The following is a 12,751-nucleotide window of genomic DNA, read 5'->3' as shown; positions in this document are numbered from 1 at the left end:
CAGTTTTCCGTTCGCCAGCGTCAGGGCTTCCAGCTGTTTCTCCAACGAAACGCGATCGATGCGGCAGTGGGCGAGATCCGCCGCCTGCCGTTTCGCGCGGGCGGCGCGGTCCAGCGCGATTTGCTCAAAGAGTTGCCGGCAACGGCTGAGGGCGGTCGGCAGCTCGGCGTGCGATTTCACCGAACTGTACTCGCCGTGCCGGCCGCCTTGGTTGGCGAGATCGCGCAGCTTCGCCGAAATAATGTGGTTGTCGCCAACGCCGATCACTTGGAAGTAAAGCCGGTCGCCGTAAGCTTGGGCCAAGTCGCGGATCGGGGCGCCGTGGCTGAAGGGATCGCAATCGACGCCGTCGGTCGCCAGCACGATGAGCGGCACGGCGTCTGGCTTCGAGGCGAGCAAGCGGCGGGCTTCAACCAGCAGTTTGTCGAGCTTCCCTTCGCCGGCAGGAACGAGTCGCATCACCGTGCGGCGAAGATGGCCGCGGCCATCGGTGGTGAGCGGCAGCAGTTGCCGCAGCGCGGTCGCCTCGTCATGCAGCGCGACGAACGCGGCGGGAATGTTTTCCGGGACGCCGTCGGCGATGTCGAGCGCCGCCCACTGCGCAATCGCCATGCGACGCTCGCGGCCCGACGGCCAAGCCATCGTTTGCGTGGCGTCGATCAACATGATGACGTCGGTGATCGGCGGCGACGCGGCAGGCGCCGAATGCGAGTGCGGCGCGGCAACGGTAGGCAGCGGTTGAGCTGCAGGGGAGGGGAGTGCTTCTTCATGCGCCGTAGGCACGACTTGCGTCGACGACTTCGTCGACGCCTCATGCCCCACGAGAATTGGGCCGGAGATCGCAGCGCTCGGATCCTCCAGTGACGGAGTTTGCCCCGCAACGCGGCCGCCGCTCGCGACGAGGCAACAGCCTGCCAGCAACAAGTTGAGTGCCATTCTCCCGGTTGATCGACCCATCATTCAGCTCCTGCAACGAGGCGACGCGATGTGAAACTGAGCAAGCGAGGTCGATTGTTACGGACAGTCAAAACGCGTCAACTATGTGGCAGATGAGAGTTGAGTGACAGTAGTGTGTCACTCTGAAAACGAGCGCAGATTCGGCTTTTAGCCCGACAGAAGTGCACGCCCGACGGGCCTACCGCGACGCGCATGTACGTGCGCGATCGTCCGCGTAGCGTGTGTACTGAAGTGAGAAAAGAATAGAAGCCACTGCGTGCTGCCGGCGAGCTAGAAGTCGAACCTACGCGTCTTCGGGCGCCGCTTGAAGTTCAGCGACCGCTTCCACCGCCGCGGTGATCGGCGGCACAAGGCCCACGCGCTGGTAGATCGGCAGCACCTGCTTCCGCAACGCCGGCAGTCGCAAGATGAACGCCGCGGCGCCAACGATGCACAGCACGCCGTTGATCCGCGCGGCAAGCGGAGCGCCGAACTGATTGGCCAGCGTGCCGGCGAGCAAGCTGCCAACTGGCACGGTTCCCATGAACGCCATCGCATACAGGCTCATGACGCGGCCCCGCTTGTCGTCGTCGACAATCGTCTGCAACAGCGTGTTGCAACCGGCAAGCGTCAGCAACATCGAGAATCCCGCGATCAGCAAGATGCCGCAGGACAGGAGCACGCTCTGCGAGAAGGAAAAAGCGATCATGCTGGCGCCGAACGTGACCGCGGCGCCGCCGATTGGTTTGCCGAGCCCAACGACGCTGCGGCGATTCGCGAGATAGAGCGCCCCAGTGAGAGCGCCAGCTCCCGACGCCGCGAGTAAGTAGCCGAACGTCTGCGCTTCGCCATGTAGGACGTCTTTCGCGAACACGGGGAGCAACGTCGAGATCGGCATGCCGAGCAAGCTGACCATGGCGATCATCATCAGCAGCGCGCGAATTGGTGCGAAGCCAAACGCGTACTTAAACCCTTCCGCCAAACCGCTGCTGACGCGGCCAAGCCGCGGAGCGACGCGGATGGGCAAATTGGTCATCGCCGCCAGCGCGGCAATCACCGCAGTGTAGGAGATGGCGTTCGCCAAGAAGCAGGCCGTGGCGCCCCACCTGGCGAGGATGGCGCCGCCGATGACCGGGCCGATGAGCCGCGACAGGTTGAACATCGACGAGTTGAGCGCGATCGCGTTCGGCAAATCGACCCGCGTCGGCGCCATATCAGACAAAAACGCCTGCCGCGTCGGCATGTCGAACGCGTTCACCATGCCGAGCACGGCGCTAAGCGCGATGATCTGCCAGATCTCGATGTGCCCCGTCCAGGTAAGGGCCACGAGCGACACGGCCTGGATCATCGAGATCGTCTGCGTCACGAACAGCGTCCGCCGGCGATCAAAGCGATCGGACATGACGCCGGCAAGCGGCGAGAGAAAGAACGCGGGGATCTGCCCGCAAAAAGAAACGAGCCCCAGCAGAAACGAGTCGTTCGTCAGTTTGTAGACGAGCCACGACAAGCCGGTCGTCTGCATCCACGTGCCCATCATCGACACCCCCTGTCCCACGAGGAACAGGCGGTAGTTGCGATGAGCGAGCGCGCGGAATGCGTTAGGCAGCGGCATGCGCGGTTCTTTGCGGGACTAGACCAGAGCGGGGGAAGAAATGACGAAGCCAGAATGACGAATGACGAATGGAGGACGGGGACGCTGAATTGGCAATCGCTTGCGTCCTCCATTCGTCATTCGGATTTCGTCATTCGTCATTCTGCAGCTCACCGAGCGCTTCAAGAACCTTTTGATCGTGCCCGTCGACTTGCACTCGCTTCCACACCTTCGCCACTTTGCCCGTGGCGTCGATGAGGTAGGTGCTGCGCTGGATACCCATCGACACTTTGCCGTACATATTTTTCTCGCGCCACGCGCCGTACTTTTCGGCGACGGCATGATCGACGTCGGCGAGCAGCGGGAAGTTCAGCTTGAACTTGTCGCGGAACTTCACATGACTGGCGACGTCGTCGGCGCTAACGCCGAACACCTTGGCCCCATGCTTCTGCAAATCCTTCTTGAGATCGCGGAAGGCACAGGCCTCCTTCGTGCAGCCGGGGGTGTCGTCCTTGGGATAGAAGTAAAGGACGACCGGGCTGCCGGCGAGATCGGCCAGGCGAACCTTCGAGCCGTCGTCGGCTGTCAGAGTGAAAGCGGGCGCCTTTTGGCCGGGTTCAATCCAGTCGGACATCGCGGGAATTCCTGGAGTGCGTGACAGCGGTGGGAGTGGTCGCCGCATTGTATCGCTCGCAGAGCGGGAACAGCAGGCGTGACGGGCTGCCTGTCGAAGGCTACTTTTTCGAGATTTACCGGCATTTGCCCGCCCGCTTCGGCACTCCCTTTGCACACGAAAATAGGTTACAATTTCAGGCTTTCGCGCAACGCGCTGGCCCTTGGCTAATAAGGCCGGGCCGCACGTCGCACCGCTTCATGTTTACGCGCCGCCCCGCGGCCAACGAGTTGAGCTATCGCTACGTCATCCGATCCATTGAAGTCCGCCGCCGACCGCAGCTACCAACTGGCGATCGCCGCCGCCCGCACGGCTGAAGAAAACCGCGCCGAGAACATCGTCATCCTCGACATGCGGACGATTACGCCGGTGTTCGACTACTTCGTCATTGGCACCGGCAACAGCCGCCGGCAGCTCCACGCCATCAGCGAAGAAATCGAGCACGTGCTCGAGGACGAACTGAAGGACAAGCGGATGGGAATCGAAGGGTACCAGGAAAGCCGCTGGATCCTGCTCGACTACGGCAACGTGGTGATCCATCTGTTCGACGGCGAAACGCGCGAGTTCTACGCGCTTGAAGATTTCTGGAGCGAAGCCCAGCGCGTCCCGCTGCCTTGGAAGCCTGAGGAATCGGCGCCTGCTGAGAAGGCTGGCGAATAAGTCTCTCGCAAAGGCGCGAAGGCGCAAAGAAATACGCAGAGAAGAATTGATTCAACGCGTATCGGGAGCCGTTCACTTGTCGCTGTCTAAACTCTTGCATTCCTTTGCGCCTTCGCGCCTTTGCGTGAGATCTTCTTCTAGTAACAAAGAGAAAATGTCGCATGAACATTTTGGCTGAACTGCGAGCACGCGTCGCAACCGCGCTGGTCGAGGTGGCGGGCGCCGAGCAGGGGGTCGCGGAGCTCGCTGCGATGGTGCTCCCCAGCCAGGATGCGAAGTTTGGCGAGTACCAAGCGAACTGCGCGATGCCGCTCGGCAAGCGGCTCGGCAAGCCGCCGCGCGAGGTCGCGGCGGCGCTCGTCGAGAAGCTGAACGTCGCCGACCTCTGCGAGACGCCCGAGATTGCCGGCCCCGGGTTCATCAACCTGCGCCTGAAAGATGCGTTCGTCACCGCGAAGCTGCAGGCAGCGCTCCCCGACGTCGACCGCATCGGCATCGCCCCCGTCGCGGCGCCGCGGACGTATGTGGTCGACTACTCGTCGCCCAACGTCGCCAAGCCGATGCACGTCGGGCACATTCGCTCGACGGTGATCGGCGACGCCCTCTGCAGCGTGCTGAAGTTCGTCGGCCATCGGACGATCAGCGACAACCACATCGGCGACTGGGGCACCCAGTTCGGGATGATCATCTACGGCTGGAAGCATTTCGGCGATGAAGCGGCGTTCAAAAAGACGCCGGTGCCGGAGCTGACGCGGCTCTATCGGCTCGTGAACTCGCTAGTCGAGTACCACGCCGTGCGCGACGAAGCGCTGCCGGCCGCGGCGACGAAGGTCGGCGAGCAAGAAAGCCGCGTCTCGCAGCTCGAACTCGCGCCGACGCCTGCCGACCCGGCTGAGCAGAAGAAGCACGCCAAGCGCATCAGCCAGGCCCAAGGCCAACTCGCCGACCTACGGCGCGAGTACAAGGAACTCGAAGCAAAGATCACCGAGTTCGAAGCCGACACGAAGCAAAAGGCGCTCGCCAACGCACATCCGACGATCGGCCAAGCGGTGCTCGCCGAAACGGCCGCGCTCCATGCGGGCGACGCGACGAACCGCGCGCTGTGGGAGCGGTTCCTGCCGCCGTGCCTCGCGGAAATCGAAGAGACCTACAAGCGGCTCGGCGTGACGTTCGATTACGCCCTTGGCGAAAGTTTTTACGAAGGCGATCTCGCCGGCGTCGTTGCCGACCTGAAAGCCAAGGGCCTCGCGAAGCCGAGCGACGGCGCCATGTGCGTCTTCCTGCCGGGGCAAGAGGCGCCGTTCCTCGTGCAAAAGAAAGACGGGGCGTTTCTCTATGCGACGACTGACCTCGCGACGATCGCCTACCGCATGCGGGAGTGGAAGCCCGACGCGATGCTGTACGTCGTCGACCATCGGCAGTCGTTCCACTTCGATTCGCTGTTCGCCACCGCGCGACTGTGGGGCATCGAGAACGTCGAGTTCCAGCACATCAGCTTCGGCACGGTGCTCGGCGACGACGGCAAACCGTTCAAGACGCGATCGGGCTCGTCGGTCGGCCTCAGCGGACTGCTCGATGAAGCCGTCGAGCGAGCGCTAGCGATCGTCAGCGCGAACGACGACGCGCGGCCCGAGCCAATGCTCTCGATCGACGAGCGGCAAATCGTCGCCGAACGGGTCGGCATCGGGGCGATCAAGTACGCCGACCTCGCGCACAATCGCACGAGCGACTACAAGTTCAGCTACGACAAGATGCTGGCGATGACCGGCAACACCGCGGCGTACATGCAGTACAGCTACGCCCGCGTCAGCAGCATTTTTGGCAAGGGTGGCGTCGATCCGAACCAGCTGCGAGCGAGCGGCGCGCGGATCTCGGTCGACCATCCGGCCGAACGGGCCCTCGGCGTCGCGATTCTGCAGTTCAGCGAAGCGCTCGACCGCGTCGTCGGCGACTACCGGCCGAACTACCTCACCGACTATCTGTACGAATTGGCGGGGAAGTATTCGTCGTTCTTCGAGAACTGCCCGGTGCTGAAAGCGGAGAACGACGACCTGCGCACGAGCCGGCTGCTGTTGTGCGACCTCACGTCGCGAACGCTGGCGCGCGGCCTTGACCTGCTCGGCATCGAAGTTGTTGAGCGGATGTAGAACTAAAAATCGTGAGGTTCCCTCCCCTCAAGGGGGAGGGAGCCAGAGCATTCGTGTTGGTAGGCGAGTGGAGCCGTTACGTCGCCGCAGCCTTCTGCTGCTTCGCTCGTTGCTTCGCCTTCTGCTTGGCTTTCTTCCCAGGGGCTTTCTCATCGCCCCACTCTTGCCGAGCCTTCCCCGGCCATGGTCCCACGTCGGCCCGCTTGGCCCACGCTTCCCAGTCGGCGATCAGCTCCTTCGCCAACTCCGGCTGTTCGGCAATGACGTCGTGCTGCTCGGTGCGATCGGCGTCGATGTCGTAGAGTTCCCACGGCCCCTTGTGCTTCATCACCAGCTTCCACTTGCCGCGACGAACGGTCCGATTCCCTTCGTGCTCGAAGTAAATCGGGTTCTTCCGCTCCAGCTTCTCGCCGTCGATGGCGGGCATCAGGTTCACCCCTTCCATCGGCTGAATCTGGTGACCGTGGTACTCGGTAGGATACTTAGCGCCGGTGACGTCAACGACAGTCGCCATCACGTCGACCAAGTGCCCCGGCTCCTTCACGAGTTTGCCGTCGCGAGCGGTCGGGATGCCGTCGGGCCAACTGACGATCAGCGGCGTCGAGATGCCCCCCTCGTGCGTGAAGTGCTTGTAGCGGCGGAACGGCGTGTTGTTGAGCGTCGCCCAACTCTGGCCGAGGAACACCCGCGAGTTCGGCCCGCCCGGGTTCTCGCCTTCGTAAATGCCGCGCGGGCCCGACTCGGCGTTGCCGCCGTTGTCGGACATGAAGAAGATAATCGTGTTGTCGAGCTCGCCCCGCTCTTTTAAACCCGCGACGAGCTTGCCGACGTTCTGATCAACCCGATCAAGCATCGCCGCGTAAATCGCCATGATGTGATCGAAGCGATCCTTCTCTTCGTCGCTCAGTTCATCCCAGTTCGGCACTTGCTCCGGAATCTCGCTGAGCGGCCACGCCGCGTCGACGATCCCGAGTTCAATCTGCCGTTTGTGACGCGCTTCGCGCAGCTTCTCCCAGTTTTGCTTGTACTTGCCGCGGTACTTGGCGATCTCCTCAGCCGGCGCCATCAGCGGAAAGTGCGGGGCGCAGTACGCGAGGTACAGGAAGAAGGGCTTCTTCTCCGCCCGCGCTTCGTCGATGAACTTCATCCCCCAGTCGGTCCATAGATCGCTGCTGTACCACTTCTCGCCGAAGAGCGGATCGTCCTTCATCTTCTTCTCGCCGTTGAGAAAAATCTCCGGACGGTACGGCTGCTTGCGGAAGTAGATGCCGCCGCTCGGGGAATTGAGCGAGCGATCAAACCCTCGCTTCCACGGCGGCGTTCCGTGCTGCTGGCCCATGTGCCATTTGCCGGTCATGCAGGTGAGGTAGCCGGCGTCGTGCAGCACCTCGGCCATCGTGACGGCGTCGTCGCGAAGCCGACCAGTGGTTCCCTTCGAACCTTCGTGAACGATGTTGTCGAGATGCCCCATCCCCGCCTGATGCGGGTAGAGACCAGTGAGCAACGACGCCCGCGTCGGACTGCAGCGGGCCGTGTTGTAGAACTGCGTGAAGCGCACGCCATGCTGCGCGAGGGCGTCGATGTTCGGCGTGGGAATCTCGCTGCCGTAACAGCCGATGTCGGAGAAGCCCATGTCGTCGACGAGGATGACGACGACGTTCGGGCGGTTGGGAGCGTCGGCGGCGTGGGCGGCGTGGGCGGTGCTGCTGACGCCAAATGCACCAAGGATGAACGCGAGCGAAACGCAGAGTGCGAAGTGTTTCATGATGAAGCTGCCTGGGAGCGAGTGAGCCGCGGTTTGCCGTCGCCGCTGGTTACAGGATGGCCCAATGGCGCGCTGTGCACAACCAGCGCTCGCGTGGGGATTTGAGCTCTGCGAACCGCAGAGGACCGCGGGGGTAAACCCCGCGGCTCGCCGGACATCGTCGACAATTCACAAAAAAGGCGAGCCGTGGGGCTTGTCCCCACGGCCCTCACGAATCACCATCCAACGAATGGCATTAAGACCGCAGGGATAAACCCTGCGGCTCGCCATCAACCGTTGCATCACCATCCGGGGAGAAGCGCACTATGCCCAGCGACCGAGCTTTCGCACTGCTCGAAACCTGGACATGCTACGGCCAGTGGCTCCCCGGAGACCCGCGCGGTTACGTCTCCAACACGCTCACTGAAGAAGGCTATCGCGCGAAGCAAAACGTCCGCGGCACGACCTACGATCGCGACGACGCAGCGACTTTACGGCGCGCGAAATCGTTGCAAAAACATCCCGCGCTATGGCTCACGGAAGAACTCGCACATATCACGGCCGAGGCGTTGCTCGCAGCCGCAGTCGATCGCGAGTGGATCATCCTCCGCGCCGCGGTGATGAGCAACCATGTGCATGTGGTCGTCGCGGAATGCCCAGACGACGGTTCAGCGGTGCGACGCGTGCTGAAGGGGGTAAGCCAGGCCAAACTGAACGACTACGTCGGCAGCCCCAAGTCGTGGTGGACGCGCGGCGGCAGCGATCGGTATCTTCACGGCGAGCAAGCGATTGCGGCGGCGGTGAACTATGGCGCACAACAGGCCCGGATGCTCGCGGCAATCGAAAACAATGCAATCGTACCACTGAAGTGACGCAGCACCCGCCCGCGATACACCGCGGGGACAAGCCCCGCGGCTCACCGAAAGCGCTGCGATCATGGCGAGCCGTGGGGTTTATCCCCACGGTCTTCAAGTACGCCACGCTAACTCTGATGCAACGACTCAATTTCCTTCAGAGTTTTCCCCTCCTCTGTCTTCCAGCAGAGAAGGCCGTTCACTGGCCCACCATGAACTAACGCGGCCGCCGCGCTTGGACTAGAAAACTCCTTGTCTTCCGTGAAGATCCAGCAATTGTCGTTTGAACTCAATACGCCTTCACCAACAAGCCGCTGACGAAGCGACCTCAAGTAGGTTGGACAGGATTGCCACTCGACGAACACAGCTTGAGAACCCGTCAATACGACAAAGCCTTCCGGAGACACATGCCCACTGGCTCGGAGGCCCTTCAACTCGGTGTGGTATAGAGGCCGCTCTGCCCGAGACTGCGGCGAGCTCGACGTAGGCAGTAAAAAATCAGCGCCCAGAACTGGCAGCAATTGATGAATGCGATCGAGAAAAATCTCCATATCCTCGCGATCGGACTCGGGCAATTTCGCTCCACTTGATTGCCCGTTTACTACTAACGATCGGCCAGCCGCCTTCGCCTGCTCGATCAACCGGCCTTCAAGGTACCGGATATGGGACTTGGTGAGGTTCTCGTCCTTACTGACGAAGAACGTCGCGTGATTCCAGAATTCCTTCTCATTGTGGCATTTCAGACGATCTCGAATACATTCCGCTTCGCCGATATACACAGCGTTACGGCCCGTTTCAGGATCGACTCCGGTCAGGAAATAGACGCCGGAATTCAGGCTCTCCTCCCTCGAAAGCAGGCTATCCAATTCACTCCTGGGCCCAGCGACAGCCTTTCCATTCCAGTTCGACAGTTCAGCGGAGCGCAGCCGCTTGGCGTCGCCTTGAACGAGAAACAGTTTAATCGTCGCACTCGGCATGTGAGTTTTGCTCTAAAACAGAATTCGCATGAGTTGAGCAGAGTCAGATAAGACAAGAAGAGTCTAGCGACTCTTTGTGCCAGACGCCAAATGTTCTGGCGCAAGACCGCTTGGATAAACCCCGCGGCTCGCATTGTCGCCTCTAGCGGCGCAACAGATCGACGGTCATCGAGGTGTTGTTCGCCACCGGCAGCACCGGAGCAAAAAGATTGTGCCGCGCGAGACGAGCGCCGCCCCACGGATGAATTTCGAAACCGAGATACGCGTCGACGGCGCCAGTGTCGACCGGCGTCATGAAGTTCGACTCGCCGAACAATCCCACGTAGTCGCCGAGCGGCACGTACAGGTCGGACCCGAAGACGAGGCATTCGTCTTGCGGCGGGTAGTCGCCCAGGACATTGGCTTCGCTGTGCCCCTCGGCGACGCCGACCCAACAGCCGATCGCGGCTTGGTTTTTCCAGGTGTGACGGGCGTAGACGCTCCCTTGCGTGATCGGGCGGAGCAGCACCGTCACGGCGCCGTACTGGCCGGCGTCGTTGTTGTCGCGGATTGCGGCTTGGACGCCAAACTCGTTCGCCGGGCTCACTTGCCAACCGAGCCGGCCGCGATACTGGCCAAGCGTGAAGTTATCGTAGTACTCTTGGTAAAGAAAGTCGTACCCAAGACCCCAGATGAGTCCCGCGTCGGTTCGCTGAAAGAGGCCGACGGTCGTGAAGCTTTGCGTACGCGATGAATTGTCGATCAATCGGTCATTCACCTGCACCGCGTTGGCGGTGGCGTTGATCGCGGTTCCCATCTGCAGACCGAGGCCCGCTTCCTCAAGCACCGGCATGCCAAAGTTAAGGTGCGAGCGTCCGCCGAAGTGCGCGTTCACGCCAAAATCTTGCGGCTGCTTCGAACCTTCGTAGCCGACGAACAGGCTGAGCGTGTCGCGCCAGTTCCAGGCGTAGGGGGCGTAGATTTCGTGCGACGCGAGGTCGACGTCGCCGGCGACAGGGAGTTCCGCGTAAGCCTCAACGACGGCGGCGTCAGCAAGGAGCGGCGAGGACGACAATGCGGGTTCGTCGTAACGCGACGCGGCCGCGCTCATCAGGTCGTCCGCGGCGATGGCTGGCGAGTTCGCCGTGAACAGGGCAGCCAGGATCGCGCCTCGGCTCAACGTGCATACGGAGAGTGGGCGTGCGAGGCGGCCGAGCGTGGCGAAGCCGTTTTTCATGGGTCGATCCATCGATCGTTGGAAACTGCTTCGATTCGCAACTGCGAATCCTGCACGTGCGATTGCTCAAGCTGCTAGCAGCCGGGAATACGCTGGCCGCTAGTGTGTTTCCATCAACAGATCGAGCCGCATGGGGGCGGGCTTGATCAATGAGCGAAAAGCGCCCCATTGAGGAAGCATGGAAAGATTTGTCGCGCGGCGCGACGCGCGCATCTGCTAGCACGCGGAATTGGCGCCAACAACATCAGATTTCATCAACGAGCTTTTCCACCGCGTCGAGCTGGTCGTTAACGCGGGAAGTAAACGTGCGGCGATCGACCCAATGCTTGAGTGCGGCGTACGACTCTTCACAAATGGCGAAGCCAGCGTCGCGGTCCATGATCTCGTAAATCTTCTCGATCGGCATCCCGTCGCGATAGGGTCGAGCAGCCGAGAGCGCCTCGAAAATATCGGCGACCGACAACAAACGTGCTTCGAGAGGCAGATCCGCGGCCATGATGCCGCGATGGTAGCCGCGTCCGTTGAGCTTTTCGTGGTGAGCCGCCGCGATCTCCGCCAAGCCGCCTAGTCCGGCGACGCGGCCGACGATCTGCTCGGTGAACCTCGGATGCTTTTTCAGTTCGGTGAATTCGTCGTCGGTCATCTTCCCCAGCTTATCGAGGATGAGGTTCGAGACGCCGAGCTTGCCGATGTCGTGCAATAGTCCCGCGCGACGAATGCCGCGGAGTTCTAGCGGATTGAAGCCGAGGACTTCGCCGATCCCGACGGCGATGTCGGCAACGCCGGCCGAATGCTTGTAGGTCCAGGGGCTCTTGGCGTCGACCACCTGCGCAAACGCCGCTGCAATCAGATCGAGTTGCGGCTCGTCGGCAATGAGCGCGGCATCGGGGGGCTCGAACGCCGCTACCTGCTGGTGCGGATTCGGATGATGAACTCGCCGCCAAAAATCAAAATCGTCGCGCGTGGCGAGAAACGCATCGACGAGTTCGGGATCGAACCACCGACCGCGGCGATCCTCGGCGATGTCGATTGCCGCCAGCAAGCCTTGCTGCGAGAAAAAGACTTCCACTGTTTGGGCGAGCCCCATGATGCGGGCAAGCGGCGAGATCTGCTCGCCCTTCAAGCCGAGCGGATGGCCTTTGCCGTTCCAGTGTTCGTCGAGTTGATGGATAGCGCTGGCCGTCGCTTCAGGGAAGCCGAGTTGACGTGCGATCATCGAGCCGCGCTCACAACGCGTCTGCACAAGCCGCTTCGGGCCCGACGGACCTTGCAGCGCCATCGACACCATCTTCAGTAGACGCTCGAGACGCGTGCCGTTCGGCGCCACTTGGTTCTGCACGAACTGGATGCTGGCCGTCATCTTCGGCCAGTCGATGGTCTTGATGTCGCGCTTCACCTGACGGTCGTCGGCGCCGAACAGGTAACACATCTTGGCGGCGTTGCTCGAGCAACCGAGATCCTTGAGCAGCAATCCGTAGAACAATGCCGACTGATCAATGGCAGGCAGCTTGATCTCGCGCGCGATGCGCATGCCGATGAGGCAGGTCCGCGCGGCGTGGCCTTGCGGTTGGCCTTCGGTAATGTCGAGTGCGTACGACATCGCGGCGATCACTTCCGAAAGGCGAATCTCTGCGGCGATCGGAGAGCCAGGGTGCGCTGCGGGCGAATTGAGTTCGCCGGCGAACGGCAACGAATCGACTGGCGGCATGACGGAATCTCAGCGTGGCGACGACAAGGCGCGGCTCCGCGAGGGGCGGAGCGCAAGGGTGATCACCGTCAAGAATACGTCGCGCCGGCCGGTGGATTGTGGCCAGCCACAGCGGTGCGAGGCGAAAGCCTGCTGCATGTTCGTCACAGGCGTTACAGGTGATCGCGGGGACAAGCCCCGCCGCTCGCCATACACTGCAAGCGAGCCGTGGGGTTTATCCCCACGGTCTTTACAGTCCACACGGC

General features: G+C 61.9%; 9 protein-coding genes. 3 read left to right on the top strand and 6 right to left on the bottom strand.

Annotated elements, in window-relative coordinates; genetic code table 11:
- Window positions 1–1,240: 1,240 nt before the first annotated feature.
- Both PLANPX_RS03225 and bcp read right to left on the bottom strand, forming a co-directional pair.
- On the bottom strand, window positions 1,241–2,548 hold the full coding sequence (locus PLANPX_RS03225; protein WP_152097337.1) for an MFS transporter: 1,308 nt from the start codon (window positions 2,546–2,548) through the stop codon (window positions 1,241–1,243).
- Window positions 2,549–2,678: 130 nt separating this feature from the next.
- Window positions 2,679–3,161, bottom strand: coding sequence for a thioredoxin-dependent thiol peroxidase (bcp, locus tag PLANPX_RS03220; protein WP_152097336.1), 483 nt, complete (start codon window positions 3,159–3,161; stop codon window positions 2,679–2,681).
- A 297-nt stretch (window positions 3,162–3,458) separates the two neighbouring features.
- On the opposite strand from bcp, the gene rsfS reads away from it, so the two are divergent.
- Both rsfS and argS read left to right on the top strand, forming a co-directional pair.
- Complete coding sequence (gene rsfS, locus PLANPX_RS03215) at window positions 3,459–3,860, top strand: ribosome silencing factor (RefSeq protein ID WP_232536290.1); 402 nt, start codon at window positions 3,459–3,461, stop codon at window positions 3,858–3,860.
- A gap of 161 nt (window positions 3,861–4,021) precedes the next feature.
- Window positions 4,022–6,007, top strand: coding sequence for an arginine--tRNA ligase (argS, locus tag PLANPX_RS03210; RefSeq protein WP_152097334.1), 1,986 nt, complete (start codon window positions 4,022–4,024; stop codon window positions 6,005–6,007).
- A gap of 76 nt (window positions 6,008–6,083) precedes the next feature.
- Here argS and PLANPX_RS03205 read toward each other — a convergent pair whose 3' ends face one another.
- Window positions 6,084–7,772, bottom strand: a complete 1,689-nt coding sequence (locus PLANPX_RS03205; protein WP_152097333.1) for an arylsulfatase — start codon at window positions 7,770–7,772, stop codon at window positions 6,084–6,086.
- A gap of 305 nt (window positions 7,773–8,077) precedes the next feature.
- Between PLANPX_RS03205 and PLANPX_RS03200 the strand changes: the two genes are divergently transcribed.
- Window positions 8,078–8,623, top strand: a complete 546-nt coding sequence (locus PLANPX_RS03200) for a hypothetical protein (RefSeq protein WP_152097332.1) — start codon at window positions 8,078–8,080, stop codon at window positions 8,621–8,623.
- Between the two features lie 110 nt (window positions 8,624–8,733).
- Here the strand turns inward: PLANPX_RS03200 and PLANPX_RS03195 are convergent, their stop codons facing one another.
- From PLANPX_RS03195 to PLANPX_RS03185, 3 genes are all read right to left on the bottom strand, one after another.
- Window positions 8,734–9,582 (bottom strand): GIY-YIG nuclease family protein, encoded by an 849-nt coding sequence (locus PLANPX_RS03195; RefSeq protein WP_152097331.1) that lies wholly within the window; start codon window positions 9,580–9,582, stop codon window positions 8,734–8,736.
- A 142-nt stretch (window positions 9,583–9,724) separates the two neighbouring features.
- Window positions 9,725–10,798: a DUF6666 family protein gene (locus PLANPX_RS03190; RefSeq protein ID WP_152097330.1), complete on the bottom strand. Its 1,074-nt coding sequence runs from the start codon at window positions 10,796–10,798 to the stop codon at window positions 9,725–9,727.
- 244 nt (window positions 10,799–11,042) lie between these two features.
- On the bottom strand, window positions 11,043–12,506 hold the full coding sequence (locus PLANPX_RS03185) for an HD-GYP domain-containing protein (protein ID WP_152097329.1): 1,464 nt from the start codon (window positions 12,504–12,506) through the stop codon (window positions 11,043–11,045).
- Between the last annotated feature and the right edge of the window lie 245 nt (window positions 12,507–12,751).

The sequence above is a fragment of the Lacipirellula parvula genome (genome assembly GCF_009177095.1).
Classification (GTDB): Bacteria; Planctomycetota; Planctomycetia; order Pirellulales; family Lacipirellulaceae; genus Lacipirellula; species Lacipirellula parvula.
This window is presented reverse-complemented; position numbering and strand designations above follow the sequence as displayed.